Origin of the sequence: Paenibacillus sp. FSL M7-1046 (assembly GCF_038007405.1) — a bacterium.
GTDB lineage: Bacteria > Bacillota > Bacilli > Paenibacillales > Paenibacillaceae > Paenibacillus_AQ.
Map to the genome: position 1 here is coordinate 5,048,430 of NZ_JBBOXB010000001.1, position 18,467 is coordinate 5,066,896.

The window sequence follows — 18,467 nt, forward strand, 5'->3', positions numbered from 1 at the left end:
AATTCATTCATTTTTTGTAAAAAAGGCTGGCTCTGTTCAAATCAAGTTCGGTGGAGGTAAGGTGAATAATGCTCTCTTCCGCTGCCGACAGAACGGCGGTGAAACATACCGGCAAAAGCCATGCCGTTTGATCCAAGTGAAGGATGAGCGGAGTTGCAAACAGCAAAAAACCGGCAAGTTTGTTTCCCCAGGTATGCAGGATGGCAAATGCATGATATTTATACGCCGCAATGACCAGGTTGGCCATGCGAATGAGCACGGTGGCAGCGATCCATGGCAGATATTCTAATATTTCATCCCCATTCTTGAAAATGATCGACACCATAACTACAGCAAAAAAGCCGAGGTCGGCAATGGAGTCCAGCTTCGCGCCCAAGGTACTTTCACTTTTGGTCTTACGGGCAATATACCCGTCCAACACATCGCTAAGCCCGCAAGCCAGATAGACTGCCGTAAAGAGCAGGGCATTGCCGTAAGTAAAAAACAAGGCGGGCAGGAGCACGATGCGGCTGATTGAGAGGATATTTGCGGTATTTTTTAACAACGGCATAACCTCCTATAAAGAATGTGTCCCCTTCATTTGGTTGATGCGATAATCATCCCAGTTACCGTCTTCATGTGCAATTCATAACTTCACAATAGAACGTTAAACAGGCCACCGGTTCCCGGCGGTCTGTTTCTTTTGGCATCTCCCTGTGAAAATGGTCCATTCCCCTGCGAAAATGGTCCGAAACTGTGCTACAGCTCTCACGGAAAGGCGATCTGTCCTCTCTCCCGGCGGTATGCTTAGGTCTGCTAGGATGAAAGCGTAAACAAAAATCTGGATATAGGAGATTCCGATATGGGGGTACCTTCCGAAGAGCTGCTTCGCGGAGTGGAGCCGGTCCGTCCATCCCGCAGGAAGCTGCAGAACAAACACAAGCTGTTTCTCATGGCGCTTCCGTTTCTTGTTGTGACCTTTATTTTCTACTATTTGCCGATCAGCGGATGGATCTACGCGTTCTATGATTTCATCCCCGGCATTCCGCTGTCGGACACGCCGTATGTCGGGCTGAAATGGTTCCGGACTATGGTTTCGAATCCGACGCAGACCGCCGAAGTGCTGCGCGTGCTGAAGAACACGGTGGTGATGAGCTCCCTGGGGCTGATAACCTCTGTTTTTCCGGTCATTTTTGCGATACTGCTCACCGAGATTAAGTCGGGCTGGTACCGCAAGTTCGTACAGACACTGACCACGATTCCGAATTTCATCAGCTGGATTCTCGTCTATGCGCTGGCGTTCTCGCTGTTTTCCGTGGATAGCGGGGTGGTGAGCGGCATACTCGTGCAGTTGGGCATAGTCGATGAGGGATACAATTTCCTTGCTTCCAGCTCGAATATCTGGGTCACGATGATTGCCTGGTACTGGTGGAAATCGCTCGGGTGGGGGGCAATCCTGTATTTGGCGGCGATTGCCGGCATTGACCAGGAGCTGTATGAAGCGGCAGAGGTGGACGGAGCCAGCCGGTTCCGCAAAATCTGGCATATTACCGTGCCCGGTCTTATCCCTACCTTCTTTGTACTACTGCTGCTCTCGATCGGGAACTTTGTGAATAACGGGATGGAACAGTATTTTGCCTTCCAGAACGCAATGAACAAGGATGCCATCGAAGTGCTGGACCTGTATGTGTACAATATCGCCTTTGCCAACAACTTTCCGTTCGCCACGGCGGTCAGCATGCTGAAATCGGTCGTCAGCGTCATTCTGCTGTTCGCGGCCAATACGCTGTCGAGAGTGGTGCGCGACGAATCTATCATTTAAGGGGGTGACTCCACTTGCGAAAAAAGCTAAAGCCCGGCGATGCCCTGTTCCAGGGAATTAACTATCTGCTCTTTGGATTGTTCACCCTGAGCTGCATTTATCCGTTCTATTATCTGTTCATCAACACGATCAGCTCCAATGATCTCAGTGCGGCAGGCTATATCAAATATTATCCGCGTGAGATCCATTTCGACAACTACTTCAAGGTGCTGCGGATCAGCGGGCTCAGCCATGCAGCGCTGGTGTCGGTCTACCGTACAGTAGTCGGCACAATGCTGACCGTAGGCGCTTCGGCTTTCCTGGGGTATCTGTTCACCAAAAAGGAGATGTGGGGCCGGCAAATCTGGTACCGCAGCGTTGTGGTTACGATGTACTTCAGCGCCGGGCTGATTCCCTGGTACATTACGATGCACAACCTGCATCTGACCAACAATTATCTGGCTTATATTCTGCCGACGATCATTACGCCATTCAATATTATTCTGGTCAAAACCTTTGTGGAGGCGATCCCGCCTTCACTGGAGGAATCCGCGAGCATGGATGGAGCAGGTTATCTGCGGGTGTTCTGGAGTATTATTGTCCCGCTGACAACGCCGATTCTGGCTACGATTACGATATTTTCGGCGGTAAGCCAGTGGAACTCCTTCATTGATACCGCATTTCTGATGACGGATACGAAATATTACACTCTGCAGTTTCTGCTCTGGCGTTACTTAAATGAGTCCAGTTCGCTGGCAGCGCTGATCCGCAATTCACCGGATATGGCAGCCAGCGTCCAGAACATGCAGACCCCGACCTCGGTCCGGATGACAGTAACGATGATTGTGGTACTGCCGATTCTAATTGTGTATCCGTTTTTCCAGCGTTTTTTTGTCAAAGGCATTATGATCGGCGCAGTCAAGGGCTGACACAAGGCAGCAACTGCAAGGAACAGGAATGGAGTCCGGCTCTGCCTGTGGCGGAGCTTGCACTTATGCAAATGTACACAAAACTTAAAGTGTATGCTTACGAAACGGGTTTTGTTCGATGCAGATTCAAGAGGAGCAGATTCTCACAAAACTATTAGGGGGTAACAAGCTATGAAGTTCAGAAGGTTATCGCTGCTTCTGCTGAGCGCCATCATGGTGTTCGTTCTGGCAGCCTGCGGCGGCGGAAACGGGAATTCAGGCAATGGGGGCAAAGCGGAGAGTACAGATAAACCGGTCACCGAGGCTACGAATGCGGCAAAAGAAACCGCAGCACCGGATGACGGCGCACTTGATCATTCCAAACCGCTGAAGCTGACGGTATTCTCAACAACCGCCAACTATGCGGGGCCGCAGACCGGCTGGTTCGCTAAGGTCATCAAGGATAAATTCAACATCGAGCTGGATATCGTCGCCTCCAACCTGACCGGCGGGGACACCAAAATCTCGGCGATGATGGCTTCCGGCGATCTTGGAGATATCATCGTCTTCGGGGATGATAAAAACCACTATCCCAATGCGATCAAAGGAAAGCTGCTGCTGGACTGGACGCAGGATGGGCTGCTTGATAAATACGGCACCGATATCATGAAGCAATTCCCGAAAGCTGTGGAGAAGGCTAAAGTTGCCTTTGGCGGGGGCAGCGCAGTCTATGGCATCGGAAACAGTGTTGCTACCAATCCTTCCGGCCCTTCCGAAGGCAAGGATATGACTTGGGGACCGGATTTACGCTGGGATCTGTACCAGCAAATCGGGGCACCGGAGATTAAAACCATTGAGGATTACCTGCCGGTCCTGAAAAAGATGCAGGAGCTTGAGCCGAAGAATGAGCAAGGCAAAAAAACCTATGCCTTCTCGCTCTGGTCCGACTGGGACGGCAACTACAAAATGACGCTGGCAAAGCAATTCGCCAACATGCTGGGCTATGATGAAATCCCCGATACTGCAGTCTACGTCAAAGCCGATGAAGAGAAATATTATGATTTCCTCTCCGAGGACAGCTGGTACATGAAGTCGCTCAAGCTGTATTACGAGGCCAACCAAATGGGGCTGCTCGATCCTGACTCCCTGACCCAGAAATTTGATGATGTGGTGGCGAAATACAAGGACGGCCGTATGCTGTTCTCCTGGTTCCCGTGGCTGGGTGCCGCCAACTACAATACCGCGGAAAGAACGGCGGAAGGTAAAGGTTTTGCACTGGTGCCGTTCAAGGATGAACTGATGTATTCAACAGGCTTCAATGTGTACGGCGGCAACGGTATTATCTCCATCGGAGCAAAAGCCAAGGAGCCTGAGCGGATTATGGAGTTCCTCAATTGGATGTATACGCCGGAAGGCGCGATGCTCTCGGCAGGCAGCGGAACAGCTGTACCTAATGGTCCTAAGGGCTTGACCTGGGATATTAACAGCAGTGGCCAGCCAGTAGTCACCGATTTCGGTTGGAAGGCTTACACTGACCAGCAGAACACCCAAGTACCTGAAGAATTCGGCGGCGGTGACTATTATTACGGGTCAAATCAGATGAATTTCTCGTTTGTTGTTCCGGCGATGGAGAATCCTGAGACAAGCGAGCCGTATGACCACAATCTGTGGAAGACAACACTGGAACGCAATCCATCGAAGCTTGACAGTGACTGGAGAGCAAAGATGGGCGTACTGACCGCTAAGGAATACTTTGAGAAAAATAATCTGCTTGCCGTTGCGCCGCAGGGCTTCACCGGCAAAGAGCCACTGATCATGGATAAAACGCTGGAGCAGAAAAATAAACAGATCGGTACAGTCATTCAGCAGATTTCCTGGAAAATGGTTTTTGCCAAAAATCAGGCTGAATTTGACAAGCTGAACAAGGAAATGCATGACAAGGTCAACGGTCTCGGCTATGCCGACGTTATTGAATTTTCGGTCAAAAAAGCGGAGGAGCTATTCGAGGCCCGCAAAAGTGTAAAGTAAGCAGGGACAGAGCATAAAGATAAGGCAGGGCGGCGCGGTGAGCTGTTCTGCCTTATTATTTTCAGTTCAGGTTAAATCTGGTATTCTAATTCTATTATATAAAACGCTTACAAAAAGAAGAGAGGATACGGAAAATGAGCAGAACGAAGCCAGGGAGCCATACGCCGGCAGTCAAATCTTTGCGGACTACCTTGGTGATTTATTTGCTGATCGGTACGCTGCTGCCGCTCCTGATCGTCGGAATTGTATCCTACACTTCGATTTTTTCGATTCTTTCGGGGAAAATCGGCAGCGGGATCAGCGCAAGCCTGCGCCAGGAGGCGCTCAGCCTGGAGAATGCCATCGACAATCTTGATTTTGCCTCCAAGCAGTTTGCGCTTGACGGCCAGATTGTGGAGGAAATGTCTTCTTTTCTGCTGGAGAAGCAGATTTACCGCAAATCGCAGATTATGAGTTCGATCAACCAGAAGATTAATCTGGTCAACTTCACCAATCCTTACATAGGGTTAACTGCCTATATCATGCCTGGCAGCGATGATCCGGTGCTGTTTACCAACATGAGCGCGCGGAGGAACTTTGATATCAGCACGCTGCCTTCTTTTATGCGCTATAACGGAGCTGATTATTACGGGCCGCATGGCACGATGTATGCTGTAGGCGATAACGTGGTTTTTTCCGAGCAGCGGATTGTCAGGGTGAGCGGCCAGCATCAGCTGTATATCTATCTGGAGACGAACTACAGTCTGCTGCGCAAAATTTTTAAGCAGGAAGCCTATGGAATGAAGGTAAACCATCTGCTGGTCAACCAGAGCGGCACACTTACCCATGTCATCGACGGCAAGCTGCCCGGAAAGATCGTCAAAGCGGCAGGGAAATCTTCGGGGCTTCCGCATGAGGAGCTGGACGGCTACCATCTGTTCCGATACGAGAGTCCGCAGGGCTGGAAGCTGGTGGCTGTCGTGAAGAAATCGGTATTTAACAGTGAAATTTACTCCTGGTTTTACAAAATGATTCTGCTCGCCCTCTCCACACTGCTCTTTGCCGGAGTTCTGGCCTGGCTGATCTGGAAGCGGATTTATGGCCCTCTGCGCAAAGTCAACGTGGAAATTATCCGTATGGCCGAAAATGTTACTGCTCCTGTTGCCTTCACGAATGTGGAGGAGTTCGACTTTGTACTGAGCAACTTTCAGCAGATGAAGGATCAGGTCAATGATCTGCTGCTGGCCGTAGCCCGCAATGAGAAGCAGAAAAGCCAGTTCGAGATTGAGAAGCTGCTCAGCCAGATCAACCCGCATTTCTTGCACAACACGCTGAACACGGTGCAGTGGCTCGCCCGGCTGAACGGGCAGAAGGAAATTGACAAGCTGGTCACACTGCTGGTGAAGGTGCTGCATTACAATCTCGGCAAACAGAGCATTATTGTTACGATCGGTGAAGAAATCGAAGCTATCCGCAATTATATGGAGCTTCAGCGTATCCGTTACGATTATGAATTTGAGTTCAACGTGCAGGCGGAGGAAGATGTGCTGTCAGCTGCGGTCCCGCGTTTTCTGCTTCAGCCGCTGGTCGAAAATTCGATTTATCACGGGCTCAGCGATAACGGGAAGGTCGAGGTTATAATTACTGCGCATGATGTAGATGAAATTCTGCTGTGTGTGAAGGATAACGGAACGGGAATGGACCCTGACAAGATTGAAGAGCTGCTCTCGGATGACGGTGCCAGAAAGCGGGGACTCGGCATCGGCTTCTCCTACGTCATGCGGATGCTGAGGATGTATTACGGAGATCAGATGACTCTGCAAATTGCCAGCAACCCGGGGGAAGGCACATGTGTATCCATTATCATACCTAAGAAAAGCAAGGAGGACTTCGATGATTAAGGCTGTTGTGGTCGATGACGAGCGGCTTGTGCGCAAAGGCTTCATCTCGCTGATTGACTGGTCGTCCTTTGGAGTTGTGATTGTCGGAGAGGCCGGGGACGGCAATGCCGCGCTGGCCCTGCTCCGCGAGCAGGAGACCGATCTGCTGTTTGTCGATCTCACCATGCCGGGGATGTCCGGGTTCGATCTCATCCGGCAGGTGCGGCAGCGGTTCCCAGCCATCCGCTGCGTAGTGCTGACCTGCCATCATGAATTTGATTATGTGCAGGAGGCGCTGCGCCTGGGTGCGGTTGATTACATTGTGAAGACACTGCTGGAGGTGGAGAATGCGGATGAGACGATCCGCCGTTTGGTTGAACGGATCAAATGGGAGGACAGCACCCGGGAGTCGCTTAGCCGCGGAGAGGGCAGGATTATCGCTGCAGACAAGGCGCTGCTCTACATCCCGCTGGACCCCCGGTCCAGCGAGGAAGAGCTGTTTCAGCTCTCGGTGGTGAAGAACCATCCGCTGATCACATTTCAGGACATGTGGATCACGCCGCTGCACCAGCGGTATGCGGAGGAAGATGGCAGCCGTGAGCTCAAGCAAATGCTTGGGGGCCGCTGGCAGACGGCGCTGGTGAGCGGACTGCGGGATCAAAGCCTGCTGGAAGTGGAGAAGATCCTTGGGCTGACAGCGCAACATGCGCTGTTCTATTCCGGGGGAGCCGAGGAACCGGCCAGACTGAACTATGCCGAGCTTAAAGTGATGGCATCGGAGGCAACGATCTTCAGTGATGAGGAAGATGTTCTACAAGGAGCACTGAATCTCAGATGGACGATAGACCGGGGCGGATGGGAGACTTTTATGGCCGGAGTAGTGATACAGCAGCCTTCACCGCAGCGGGTTTCCGACTTTGGGTATGCACTGCTCGGAAATTGGGGAGCTCTGCTGCTGAAGCCCGAGGAGACGGCGCAGCTGCAAGCGGCGGCAGGGAATAACCTGAACTGGTGCCAATGGAAACACTGGCTGAGGCAGTTCTCCGATCATGCGCAGCGGCGGATGATTGAGCTGGGCCTGAGCAAAGAGGTGATGCTCTGCCTCATCCGGGCTGTCCGTTATATGCGAAGCCATGCCGGGGACAAAATCAATCAAAGCGATGTTGCAGCCGCTGTCAATATGAGCCGGGGCTATTTCAGCCAGTGCTTCGCCCGTTTTGCCGGAGAGAGCTTTGGGGAGAGTCTGCGGGAGATGCGGCTGAATCTGGCCAAATCGCTGCTGCTGGAAAGTAATGACCCCATTTGCGAGATTGCCTGCAAATCAGGCTTTGAGGATGACCGTTATTTCAGCAGGCTGTTCCGGGATCGTGTCGGCAAGCTGCCGAGTGAATACCGTGCGGAGGGGATGAGGACTTGACGAAGAGGCTTACTGTTTACATCTCCGCCTTGCTGCTGCTTTGTCTGCCGGCATGCCAAGGCAGCAGGGTGCCGTCGGATTCCGCAGGGAGCGAACCGGGCGGCGGTACCGCCGAAACTGCTGCTTATGGCAGATATGAAGATCCTGTCGTAATGCGTGTAGGGTTCAAAGTGCCTGATTCCCGGCTGAACACTGGCGACAGCAATGACAATAACCCGATTTCCCGGTATCTGGAGAGCCTCACGAACATCAGGGTTATCCACTCCTGGGAGGCAAAAGGCGAGGAGCCGTTTAATCAAAAAGTGCAGCTGGCCATCGACAGCAACGATTTGCCCGATGCCGTGGTGGTGGACAGGGATCAATTAAAAAAATTGATCGACAGCGATATGATTGCGGATCTGACCGAAACATACGAGCAATACGGCTCAGAGCTGATCAAGGATATGTATGATTCGACCAAAGGCGAGGCGCTTGGCGATGCCTCCCGCAACGGTAAGCTGTACGGGCTGCCGAATGTGGCGATCAATGCGGATTCCCTGTCGCTGCTCTGGATCCGCCAGGATTGGCTCGACAAGCTGGAGCTTCCGGCTCCGCGGACCTTTGAGGATATTGAAGCCATCGCGAAGGCGTTTGTTGAACGGGACCCTGACGGCAATGGGAAACGGGATACGCTGGGGCTTAGCGCCTACAAAAATATCGTATACGGAACCAAGCCGCATGTGAATGGCCTGGACTCCGTGTTCAGCGCCTTTCACGCTTTTCCTACCAACTGGATCAGAACGGGCAGCGGCGAGATTGTTTACGGGTCAGTTGCACCGGAAACCAAAGAAGCGTTAGCCAAGCTGGCCGACTGGTACAAACGCGGCCTAATCGACCCTGAATTTGCGCTTTATAAAGAAACACAGGAGCCGATTATCTCCGGCAATGCGGGGATGTTTTTCGGCCCGTGGTGGATGCCCTACTATCCGCTGTCAGAGGCAGTGGCGCTTGATACAAAGGCGGAATGGCGGGCCTATGCCGCGCCGCTGGACAGCGCAGGCAAATTCGTCGCGCATATGGCGCCGGTAACTGACCGCTATCTTGTCGTCCGCAAAGGGTATGAGCATCCGGAAGCCGTTATGAAGCTGCTCAACGTCTTCACCCGGCTGGAGAGAAGACGGGACCCCAACACAGAGGAAGTCAAGAAACTGGATGACTTCTCGGCGCAAACCGGCATTCAGCCGCGTGCGTATTACCCGTTTGATCTGCTGATTGATTATTCCGGCGCTATTGAGAAGCATTATGCGGACATTCAGCAGGCGCTTCACGGCAAGATCGACCCGGATCTGCTAGACCCGGATACCAGGGTCATCTATGAGCGGTGGCTCGCCGAGGAGGAGCAGCCGAAGAAGAATCTGGAGGGCTGGAAAGCAGCCAATTCTTACAAATACGGGGCAGCCGTATTGTCTACGACAGCGATCGAAGGCGTGCGCAGCGTTTTTTATGGCAGCACAACCCATATGCAGAGTGTGTGGCCGGCGCTGCAGAAGCTGGAGAGCGAGACCTTCCTGAATATTATCGTCGGTGATACGCCGGTGAGCAGCTTTGATACTTTTGTGGCGGAATGGAAAAGGCAGGGCGGGGATCAGATCACCCAAGAAGTCAACGTGATCGTGAAAAGCAGAGAGGCGGAGCAAATGAGTGATATGGCGGAATAGCGAGCTTTGGCGGTCATGGAAAGGAAGGTTGGGGGGAGTGGATAGGGAGTAAAGGATGGAGTAAGGCGATGTTCTGGTGTTGACTGAGAGTTAAAGTGACGTAAACGTGGACGACGTATGTAAGAAGATTACGGGTGGAACATTGGGTTTCGAGTGAGTAGCATCAAGCAGTTCCAGTGTTGTATAAACAAGCTTTCGGACCCCAGCGTCCTTATTTAAGATAGATCGTGTGTTTTTTTGGACTTTCGGACTCCAGTGACGTTATATGCTGATCTTGATGCGGATCATGGCTGTAATCGATGGAATAGCTGCACCTGAGTCCGCTTGTGGAATTAATCGCCTTGTTTTTCCACAATAGCTGCATCTGAGTCCGTAAGGATAGAAAACATTGTAGAAAGTAGGTAGCTGTGAGTAAGTGCTACTTCACAGGTTGATAAGCCGCTGTCAGTACTCTCATCAGCTTGTAATTGCTCGTATTCCGGTGAAAAATGCTTCCGCTGCCCGTAGCACCCGAACAGACAGAAGGCCGGAGTTCCCATCAGGGAAATCCGGCCTTCTGTGTTGTCCAAACCATTTCGTCTAACCTGAAAAGAATATTCTCCCGCTGCTCCTTACGGAGCGGCGGTTATATCGCCGGAAACAACGGCTCCGGCACGGCCGTTCGTTGACAGGTAGCTGAGCCAAGCACCGGCCAACGCCAGTACTGCAAGGACAGCGGCAAGCCAGGGAATCGAGGATAGGCCGAAAGAATTGATGGCGACCCCGCCGAGATAAGCACCTGCCGCATTGCCCAGATTAAGTGCGGAATGGCTTGAGGTCGTGGCCAGCAGCGGCGCTTTATGCGCCAGGTTCATGATGCGCAGCTGAATGCCGGGCATAATGCCGAACGCCGCGATTCCCCAAAGGAAGATATTAAGAATTGTAAGCAGCGGATTGTGCAGCGTCAGCGTGAACATAGAGATTATCAGTGCGAGCACACCGAAGTTAACCATCAGTGACGGCATGAGTTTCCAGTCAGCCAGCTTGCCGCCGGCAATATTTCCGATGGTGACGCCAACTCCGAACAGCACGAGAATCCAGGTGACATGATGTTCGGCAAAGCCGGTAATGTTCTCCAGCATTGGCGTGATGTAAGTGAAGAGCGAGAACAGACTGCCGCAGCCCAGCGCTCCGGTGAGCAGAATCAGCAGCACCTTCGGATTCACCAGACCGCGCACCTGTTCGCGGAGATTGGCAGTCTGCTCCTGGACAATCACGGGAATAAACCGGATAATACCGAACAATGAGACGATGCCCAGCACGGTAATAGCCCCGAAGGAGGCCCGCCAGCCGAGCTGCTGGCCGATAAAGGTGCCGAACGGCACTCCGATAATATTAGCGACGGTCAAGCCCGCAAGCACGACTGATACGGCCCCGGCCCGTTTCTCCGGCCTTACCAATCTGGCGGCAATGATTGTGCCTACCCCCAGGAAGGTCCCGTGCGCGAAGGCGGTAAGAATGCGGGCGATAATCAGCAACGTGTAGGTAGGCGCAATCACCGACACAGCATTGCCGAATATAAAAATGCACATCAGAATGACGAGCAGCTGCTTCTGCGGCAACCGGTGCGTAAAGATAGTCAGAATAGGTGCGCCGATGGCTACACCAAGCGCATAGCTGGTAATAAGCTGTCCGGCTTGCGGTATGGTTACCCCGAGGTCATGCGCAACATTGGGCAGAAGCCCCATGATGATAAACTCGGTCATGCCAATCGCAAATGCGCCAAGGGTAAGACAGAGAAGTGACAGCGGAAACCGTTCCTTTGGCTGCGATGGCGATGTGTGGCCCTTGGCCGGATTTATCTTCATAAAGCTTGTCCGTCCCCGGGCAGTGGCGGCTCATCCCAGTCTTTGCATACGTCCACCCAGTCCGTACTTGTAGAGTACAGGGCTAATTCATCACAGGTCAGCTCAATCGCAGAATTGGTGCTGCCACAGGCCGGAAACAGCGTATCGAAGCGCTGCATGGAAATATCCAGATAAACTTTAAGCTCCCGGGCGAGGCCGAATGGACAAACCCCTCCGATCTCATGACCCGTCTGCTCCAGAACTTCATCGGGACTGAGCATTCTCGCCTTGAAACCGAAGACTTCTCTGAATTTCTTGTTGTCGACCTTGGCATCTCCTGCAGCAACGACTAGAATGGCATCGTCATTTACCCCGCGGAAGGACAAGGTTTTGGCTATACGGGCAGGAATTACCCCAATCGTCGCCGCCGCCATTTCTACGGTAGCGCTGGAAGTGGCGAACTCCAGTACATCCTGCTCTTTGTTAAAGGTACGGAAATGTTCTTTTACACTTACAATCGACATGAGCCTTGCTTCCTTTCTGAAAGTTCATTATTTTTTCATATTGGTTTACATTTTAACTTGTTTTTTATGAATGGGCAAAACATTCCTAATCTAGCATCCAAGCATTTTTGGCTCAAGGGCATTAAATAATACAAAAACAGGATAGAGGTGAGGACAGATGAGGTTTGAGGAGATCAAGGGGGCTTATGATTGCATTGTATGCCTGGGAAGTTCTTGCGAACCGGCCGCGCATTTACGCAGAAGGGGTTTAAGGACTTTTTCATCGCCTCTGGACTGGGTGGTTTCGTTATCCCATACAGATGTGAACCTGCTGCTCAGCCGACGATTCCCGGAATACATGGAGCTGCCGGATGAGGTGCCGGACGAAAGGGACGATGTCTTCGTGGAGAATGAAGTTGTAATGCCGGTCCGATCGTATTTGATAAAAGATTACTATTATTATGTGATTTCCGTTCATGATTTTCCTATTCTTGAGGAGCAGGAGTGGGGCTCCGTGTATCCGGGCTTTAAGGATAAAATCGACATGCGCAGCCAGCGCTTGCTGGATCAGCTGATTGTCAGCCGGAAGGCGTTGTTCATCCGCTGGGGAAGTACTTATGAAGAGTCACTGCAGCTTCAAAAAGCGCTGGGCTCGTTAACGTTGGGAACCTTCCATATTCTGATCGTAAACGGAGTGGACGGACTCGATTCAGTGATTGATAACGAATGGGGACTACCCGGCATCAGTTCACTGAGCATTCCGAACCGGACCGGGGATAATGAGACTTGGGACTGCATTCTGGAGGGCATTAGTCTGAAATAGAGGCTGGCGTGGGCGAGATAATGAGTTCTGAGGACAGGGCAGCGTGGCGACTGCTTCCTCATTTAGCAGTTGATCGGACAAGCCCAGTCCTTTGCCCTGGACCATCCAATCCTCCCCCTCCCCGAATCACAACTCTCCGGAATTTATGCTGATCTTTTGGAGCAGAGTAACCAATAGATCTGCTTCCTCCTCCGTTAAATTGGCCGAAAGCTTGCGGTTAAGTTCATCCATTATAGCTTGAAATACCGGTGCGAACTCAAGTGTCTTAGCGGTCGGATACAGGAGCGAAGAGCGGCGGTCTTTCGGATCGGTTCTCCGTTCGATATAACCCAAATGCTCAAGATGTTTGACGGACCGGGCGGTTGTTGCTTTATCGAACTTCATCTCATTTGTCATTTGATCCTGGGTAATTCCAGGATGGCCAAGGATCAGCTTAAGAAAGCTGTGCTGCCCGCCGCCGCCGATCCCATAAGGAGCCAACTCCCGGGCTAAATATTTCTGGTTTTGACGCTGAAGGTTGGAAATCAACTTGCCAATCGGTTCTTTTTTCAAAAATGACACCTCTTTAGGTTTAATGCTGTTGCAACCCTTTATCTGCTCAAAATATTACAACAAAGTCGTTGCGTGCGCAACTAGTTTACGGTACACTGGGGAATGCCAGATAGTTGCGCATGCAACTATCTCTAAAAACTGATTCAAGAGGGTGTTAGTTATGAGTTCCATTGCCGCAACCTATCAGGATGATGCCGCCATCCAGAAGAAACGCTGGATTATCCTGATCGTCTTAAATCTTTTTACCTTTATGTCAACGCTCGACGGAAGTATTGTCAATATTGCTTTGCCCGTGCTGGTGAAGCAGCTGAACCTGCCGGTAGCTCAGGTCGAATGGGTAACGACAGGGTATCTGATGGCTATTTGCGCAGTCATCCTGCTCTTCGGGAAGCTTGGAGATATGCTCGGCAAGATCCGGATTTTCAAAATCGGCACGATCGTCTTTATCGTCGGCTCGCTGCTCTGCGGGCTGAGCACAAGTCTGCCTTTCCTTATAATATCGCGTGTGATTCAGGCGATCGGGGCCTCCATGACCATGGCGAACAGCCAGGGGATTGTGACGGATATTTTCCCGGCTACAGAGCGGGGCAAAGCGCTGGGGCTTATCGGCACCTTCGTTTCGCTGGGCAGTATCGCCGGACCGAGTCTGGGCGGGATTATTGTTTCAACACTGGGCTGGGAATATATTTTCTGGGTAAACCTTCCGATTGGCCTGATTGCCGTTGTGCTTGGATGGAAGGTTCTGCCTAAGGATCTGGTACGGGTAAAATCGAAAATCGACATTCCCGGAAGCATGCTGTTCGCGGTGTTTATCCTAACGCTGTTTGCCGGACTGCTGCTCGGGCAGCAGCTTGGCTATGGGGATGCCCGCATCCTCACGGCGCTGATCATCGCAGTTGCTGCATTTATTGCTTTTATTACCGTAGAATTGCGCCGCACGGAGCCGCTGCTGCAGCTTTCGCTGTTCAAGAACCCCTTATTCTCACTCAGCATTTTGTGTGCATTTCTCGTGTTCGTGGCCAACTTTTGCTTCAACATCATTGCCCCGTTCTATGCGCAGAACATGCTGAATCTGTCGCCTTTTTATGCCGGATTTCTGCTTATGCTGTTTCCGATCTGAATGGTGGTGGTTTCGCCGGTCAGCGGAGCCTTGTCCGATAAGATCGGTTCCGAGCTCCTGACCTTTGCCGGACTAATCGTGATGGTTATCGCCCAGTTTGGGCTGGCCCGGCTGCATGACGGAAGCTCTGTGCTATTGGTCGGATTGTGGATCGCGATGCTCGGTGTCGGCAGCGGCTTGTTCCAATCGCCCAACAATTCACTCATCATGTCCAAAGTGCCGCGGACACAACTTGGTTCCGCAGGCAGCGTCAACTCGCTGGTCCGCAATGTGGGCATGGTTGTCGGGATCACCATCGCCACCTCCATCCTGTTTAATGTCATGAGCAGCAAGGCAGGGCATCGGGTAACCGATCTGGTTCCGGGCCGTCCGGATATTTTTCTCTCGGGGATGCATGTTGTATTTATGACTTCCTCGGCAATTTGCCTGGTCTCGGCACTGCTTACCGGCTGGCGGCTGATCATGGCAAGAAGAGACAAGCGAGCAGCAGCTTAACTTGAACATATATATTGAAATAGTTGTCACAAAATAATCCGCCCGGTTGTCTACAGTATTGTAAACACATTGAGGAGGAGATTATGATGAGTTTGAGATTCAATTACAGAGCAGTGAACGCGCCCGCTTTCCGGGCAATGATGTCGCTGGAGCAGCATACCGCAGGCCGGGGCAGCGATAAGCTCCTGACTGAACTGGTCAAAATACGGGTATCCCAGATGAACGGCTGCGCCTTCTGCCTGGATATGCACGCCAAGGATTTGCTGAAGCTGGGGGATTATCAGGATAAACTGCTGCTGGTTACGGTATGGCGCGAGGCGCCGATCTTTACGGATAAAGAGAGAGCTTTGCTTGAGCTTGCCGAAGCTGTCACAAATATCAGTGAAGCCGGCGTGCCCCACGATGTATATGAGAAGGTCCGGGAGCATTTCAGCGAAGAAGAATTTGTTGATTGGATTATGGCGATCAATACGATCAATTGCTGGAACCGGTTAGCCATTTCTACAGGAATGTATCCGGGAGCTAGCCTCTAAATCGCTGAGGATAAATTCAGGAGTAGGAGGAGTGCCATTGAAACCACAAAGCAACGAGGCCGGCACAAGGTTAACTGCATCTCAAGCACCGGGGATGGAGGAGCTGTTTCTCAGTTACAAGGCTTACGCCTTCTCCATCGCTTACCGGATGCTCGGAACAGCGGTTGATGCGGAGGATGCGGTGCAGGATTGCTTCGCCGAGCTGCAGCGGCGTGACCGGACCGGCATTCACAATATGAAGGCCTATGTGGCAAAAGGCATTACCAACCGCTGCCTGAATATGCTGAACTCGGCGCGCAGCCGTAGAGAGACTTACATCGGCGAGTGGCTGCCTGAGCCGGTAAGCGAACCTTATGACGGACCTGAGGCAGCAGCGGAACGTAAGGATACGCTGTCGTATGCGTTTCTGGTGCTGCTTGAGCGGCTGTCGCCCACTGAACGGGCGGTATTTGTACTGCGCGAGGCCTTTCAGTACGATTATGGGGATATCGCAGAGATGCTGGGCAAAGCGGAAGCCAATTGCCGGCAAATCTTTAGCCGGGCCAAGCGCACACTTCAGGCCGAACCTTCTGCAACCATGGCCGAGCCCGGGACGGGAACGGCGAGATCTGGCCTGCTGCGGCGCTTTACCGAGGCTTTTACCGCTTATGATGTCAGTGCGATGCTGGAACTGTTGTCCGATCATCCCGTGCTTGTTGCCGATGGCGGCGGCCAGGATGTCCATACGATCCTTAGGCCGATGGTTGGCCGCAAGGGAGTGCTGGCACTGCTGACTTCGCGCCGGGTGCTGAACCGGCTGCGGGAATCGGAGCCGTCTGTAGAAACGGTTAACGGTGAAGATCAACTGGTATTCAGGCAGGATGGCGAGGTTAAAGCCGTGCTATGTCTGGTGCTGGACCGGGCAGGGGAGCAGATTCAGAGCTTCTATCTGGTTGTAGGACCGGAAAAGCTGGGTCATGTCTTCTAAGGCGCGGGCTGTTCTATCAACCGGTTGGTTTACAAAAAGAACGCCGCCCACCTAATGAGGTGAGGCGGCGCTTTTGTGCACATATAAGAATTTATATGCTTCACACTATAAATTATCCTTCTATTTCTCGCTGAAACGGATACCGTCCTTTTGAGGACGGCGGATGCCGTTTCCACTTGAAATGTTAGTTCTTGAAGCTGTGGATTGGAGCGGGAATACGTCCGCCCCGGTTCACGAACCCTGCGCAGTTAAAAGGATTCACGGCCATCACCGGGGCGTAGCCGAGCAGACCGCCAAATTCGACCATCTCGCCGACTTCCTTGCCGATAACCGGGATCAGGCGGACGGCGGTTGTCTTGTTATTGACCATGCCGATTGCGGCTTCATCAGCGATAATGCCGGAGAGGGTTTCTTTGCTGGTGCTGCCCGGAATGGCAATCATGTCGAGGCCGACGGAGCAGACACAAGTCATCGCTTCGAGCTTCTCCAGCGTCAGCGCACCGCGCTGAACAGCCTGGATCATGCCATGGTCTTCACTGACCGGGATAAACGCGCCGCTAAGTCCGCCGACATAAGAGGAGGCCATGACGCCGCCTTTTTTGACATTATCGTTCAGGATGGCGAGTGCTGCCGTGGTGCCGGGTGCTCCGGCTTCTTCGAGGCCCATGACCTGGAAAATCTCGGCGATGGAGTCACCGACCAAAGGGGTGGGTGCCAGCGACAGATCAATGATGCCGAACGGCACATCCAGCCGTTTGGAGGCTTCCTGTGCAACAAGCTGTCCTACACGGGTCACCTTGAAGGCGGTTCGTTTGATTGTCTCGCACAGCGTTTCAAAGTCCTGGCCCTTTACTTCTTCCAGTGCGCGCTTGATTACACCAGGGCCGCTGACCCCAACGTTGATCACGCATTCCCGCTCGCCCACGCCGTGAAATGCTCCGGCCATGAAGGGGTTGTCCTCAACGGCGTTGCAGAAGACAACCAGCTTGGCGCAGCCGATGGAATCACGGTCCTTGGTGCGTTCCGCCGTCTGGAGGATGATGTCGCCCATTAGCTTCACGGCATCCATATTGATCCCGCTGCGCGAGGAGCCTACATTCACAGAGGAACAGACTCTTTCCGTCACAGCCAGCGCTTCAGGGATGCTGTCGATCAGAATCCGGTCCCCTTTGGTGCAGCCTTTCTGCACAAGCGCCGAGAAGCCGCCAATAAAGTTGACGCCCACCTCTTTGGCTGCCTTGTCCAGAATTTCAGCAACCGGCACATACGTATCCGTATGCACAGAACCGGCTGCAATGGAGATCGGGGTGACAGAGATCCGTTTATTGACAATCGGTACGCCGAATTGCCGTTCCAGATCCTCACCGGTCTTCACTAGCTTCTCAGCGGACCGGGTGATTTTGTCGTATACATTCTGGTTAAACACCCGTAAATCTGTATGGGCACAGTCCATCAGGCTGATCCCCATCGTAATGGTGCGGACATCCAGATTCATTTCGCGGATCATTTTATTCGTTTCCTGCACTTCCACAAGTGAAATCATCCCTATCTCTTCCTTTCGCTGCTAGCTAGATGCGGTGCATAATATTGAAAATGTCCTCGTGCTGGAGCTTGATTTCAACGCCGATTTCTTCGCCTACCTGCTGCAGGTCCTCCACAATCTCTTCAAAGGACTTGCTTGGCGCGGAAATATCCACAATCATCATCATGTTGAAATAGTCCTGCACAATCGTCTGCGAAATGTCGAGAATGTTCAGATTGTGGCCTGCAAGGTAGGTACAGACTTTGGCGATAATCCCTACTTTGTCTTTTCCCAGTACAGTTATAATCCCCTTCAATGAAAAAGCCTCCTATTTATCTATTCTCTGTTCATCCGCCGCATTAACGGAATGAACCGTTGCAATTATTATTGCAAATGATGTTGCAGTCATCAACCAAAGGTTTTTTGTCAGTCTGATC

General features: G+C 52.2%; 16 protein-coding genes and 1 pseudogene. 10 read left to right on the top strand and 7 right to left on the bottom strand.

The window, feature by feature from the left end:
- Positions 1 to 7: 7 nt before the first annotated feature.
- A complete protein-coding gene (locus NYE29_RS22305; protein ID WP_340897536.1) occupies positions 8 to 544 on the bottom strand; it encodes a CDP-alcohol phosphatidyltransferase family protein in 537 nt (178 codons plus the stop codon).
- Between the two features lie 297 nt (positions 545 to 841).
- Here NYE29_RS22305 and NYE29_RS22310 point away from each other — a divergent pair, with 297 nt between their 5' ends.
- The 6 genes from NYE29_RS22310 to NYE29_RS22335 all read left to right on the top strand — a co-directional run bounded on the left by NYE29_RS22310 (position 842) and on the right by NYE29_RS22335 (position 9,689).
- Positions 842 to 1,801: an ABC transporter permease gene (locus NYE29_RS22310; protein ID WP_076109766.1), complete on the top strand. Its 960-nt coding sequence runs from the start codon at positions 842 to 844 to the stop codon at positions 1,799 to 1,801.
- Between the two features lie 14 nt (positions 1,802 to 1,815).
- Positions 1,816 to 2,709, top strand: coding sequence for a carbohydrate ABC transporter permease (locus tag NYE29_RS22315; protein WP_038594234.1), 894 nt, complete (start codon positions 1,816 to 1,818; stop codon positions 2,707 to 2,709).
- A 171-nt stretch (positions 2,710 to 2,880) separates the two neighbouring features.
- Positions 2,881 to 4,716: an extracellular solute-binding protein gene (locus NYE29_RS22320; RefSeq protein WP_340897539.1), complete on the top strand. Its 1,836-nt coding sequence runs from the start codon at positions 2,881 to 2,883 to the stop codon at positions 4,714 to 4,716.
- A 134-nt stretch (positions 4,717 to 4,850) separates the two neighbouring features.
- Positions 4,851 to 6,596 (top strand): sensor histidine kinase, encoded by a 1,746-nt coding sequence (locus NYE29_RS22325; RefSeq protein ID WP_340897541.1) that lies wholly within the window; start codon positions 4,851 to 4,853, stop codon positions 6,594 to 6,596.
- On the top strand, positions 6,589 to 7,992 hold the full coding sequence (locus tag NYE29_RS22330) for a response regulator transcription factor (RefSeq protein ID WP_340897544.1): 1,404 nt from the start codon (positions 6,589 to 6,591) through the stop codon (positions 7,990 to 7,992). The genes NYE29_RS22325 and NYE29_RS22330 overlap by 8 nt, the downstream gene beginning before the upstream one ends.
- Positions 7,989 to 9,689, top strand: coding sequence for an extracellular solute-binding protein (locus tag NYE29_RS22335; protein ID WP_340897546.1), 1,701 nt, complete (start codon positions 7,989 to 7,991; stop codon positions 9,687 to 9,689). Before NYE29_RS22330 ends, NYE29_RS22335 begins: the two co-directional genes overlap by 4 nt.
- Positions 9,690 to 10,021: 332 nt before the next feature.
- On the opposite strand, the gene NYE29_RS22340 is transcribed toward NYE29_RS22335, so the two are convergent.
- Genes NYE29_RS22340 through NYE29_RS22350 form a run of 3 tightly spaced genes read right to left on the bottom strand, consistent with a single transcriptional unit; the run spans position 10,022 to position 12,039 of the window.
- On the bottom strand, positions 10,022 to 10,258 hold the full coding sequence (locus NYE29_RS22340) for a hypothetical protein (RefSeq protein ID WP_340897547.1): 237 nt from the start codon (positions 10,256 to 10,258) through the stop codon (positions 10,022 to 10,024).
- A 42-nt stretch (positions 10,259 to 10,300) separates the two neighbouring features.
- Positions 10,301 to 11,536 carry an MFS transporter gene (locus NYE29_RS22345; RefSeq protein ID WP_340897548.1) on the bottom strand — a complete coding sequence of 412 codons (1,236 nt, stop codon included), beginning with the start codon at positions 11,534 to 11,536 and terminating at the stop codon, positions 10,301 to 10,303.
- Positions 11,533 to 12,039 carry a YbaK/EbsC family protein gene (locus NYE29_RS22350; protein WP_340897549.1) on the bottom strand — a complete coding sequence of 169 codons (507 nt, stop codon included), beginning with the start codon at positions 12,037 to 12,039 and terminating at the stop codon, positions 11,533 to 11,535. The genes NYE29_RS22345 and NYE29_RS22350 overlap by 4 nt, the downstream gene beginning before the upstream one ends.
- A gap of 157 nt (positions 12,040 to 12,196) precedes the next feature.
- On the opposite strand from NYE29_RS22350, the gene NYE29_RS22355 reads away from it, so the two are divergent.
- Complete coding sequence (locus tag NYE29_RS22355) at positions 12,197 to 12,841, top strand: DUF1796 family putative cysteine peptidase (protein WP_340897550.1); 645 nt, start codon at positions 12,197 to 12,199, stop codon at positions 12,839 to 12,841.
- Positions 12,842 to 12,967: 126 nt separating this feature from the next.
- On the opposite strand, the gene NYE29_RS22360 is transcribed toward NYE29_RS22355, so the two are convergent.
- A complete protein-coding gene (locus tag NYE29_RS22360) occupies positions 12,968 to 13,393 on the bottom strand; it encodes a MarR family winged helix-turn-helix transcriptional regulator (protein WP_340897551.1) in 426 nt (141 codons plus the stop codon).
- 160 nt (positions 13,394 to 13,553) lie between these two features.
- Between NYE29_RS22360 and NYE29_RS22365 the strand changes: the two are divergent.
- The 3 genes and pseudogenes from NYE29_RS22365 to NYE29_RS22375 all read left to right on the top strand — a co-directional run bounded on the left by NYE29_RS22365 (position 13,554) and on the right by NYE29_RS22375 (position 16,508).
- A pseudogene (locus NYE29_RS22365) lies at positions 13,554 to 15,008 on the top strand (MFS transporter).
- A gap of 86 nt (positions 15,009 to 15,094) precedes the next feature.
- Positions 15,095 to 15,541, top strand: a complete 447-nt coding sequence (locus NYE29_RS22370) for a carboxymuconolactone decarboxylase family protein (RefSeq protein WP_340897552.1) — start codon at positions 15,095 to 15,097, stop codon at positions 15,539 to 15,541.
- Between the two features lie 94 nt (positions 15,542 to 15,635).
- Complete coding sequence (locus tag NYE29_RS22375) at positions 15,636 to 16,508, top strand: sigma-70 family RNA polymerase sigma factor (RefSeq protein WP_340899772.1); 873 nt, start codon at positions 15,636 to 15,638, stop codon at positions 16,506 to 16,508.
- 184 nt (positions 16,509 to 16,692) lie between these two features.
- Here NYE29_RS22375 and NYE29_RS22380 read toward each other — a convergent pair whose 3' ends face one another.
- Together NYE29_RS22380 and NYE29_RS22385 are read right to left on the bottom strand one after the other, a co-directional pair.
- Complete coding sequence (locus NYE29_RS22380) at positions 16,693 to 18,048, bottom strand: PFL family protein (protein ID WP_256718062.1); 1,356 nt, start codon at positions 18,046 to 18,048, stop codon at positions 16,693 to 16,695.
- Positions 18,049 to 18,076: 28 nt separating this feature from the next.
- Complete coding sequence (locus tag NYE29_RS22385) at positions 18,077 to 18,346, bottom strand: ACT domain-containing protein (RefSeq protein WP_019910116.1); 270 nt, start codon at positions 18,344 to 18,346, stop codon at positions 18,077 to 18,079.
- Positions 18,347 to 18,467: the final 121 nt, after the last annotated feature.

What these genes read in the sequence shown, in the direction of transcription:
- NYE29_RS22350 (WP_340897549.1), bottom strand. Translation starts at nt 12,039, where the DNA reads ATGTCGATTGTAAGTGTAAAAGAACATTTCCGTACCTTTAACAAAGAG.
- NYE29_RS22310 (WP_076109766.1), top strand. Translation starts at nt 842, where the DNA reads ATGGGGGTACCTTCCGAAGAGCTGCTTCGCGGAGTGGAGCCGGTCCGT.
- NYE29_RS22330 (WP_340897544.1), top strand. Translation starts at nt 6,589, where the DNA reads ATGATTAAGGCTGTTGTGGTCGATGACGAGCGGCTTGTGCGCAAAGGC.
- NYE29_RS22345 (WP_340897548.1), bottom strand. Translation starts at nt 11,536, where the DNA reads ATGAAGATAAATCCGGCCAAGGGCCACACATCGCCATCGCAGCCAAAG.
- NYE29_RS22375 (WP_340899772.1), top strand. Translation starts at nt 15,636, where the DNA reads ATGGAGGAGCTGTTTCTCAGTTACAAGGCTTACGCCTTCTCCATCGCT.
- NYE29_RS22355 (WP_340897550.1), top strand. Translation starts at nt 12,197, where the DNA reads ATGAGGTTTGAGGAGATCAAGGGGGCTTATGATTGCATTGTATGCCTG.
- NYE29_RS22325 (WP_340897541.1), top strand. Translation starts at nt 4,851, where the DNA reads ATGAGCAGAACGAAGCCAGGGAGCCATACGCCGGCAGTCAAATCTTTG.
- NYE29_RS22370 (WP_340897552.1), top strand. Translation starts at nt 15,095, where the DNA reads ATGAGTTTGAGATTCAATTACAGAGCAGTGAACGCGCCCGCTTTCCGG.
- NYE29_RS22320 (WP_340897539.1), top strand. Translation starts at nt 2,881, where the DNA reads ATGAAGTTCAGAAGGTTATCGCTGCTTCTGCTGAGCGCCATCATGGTG.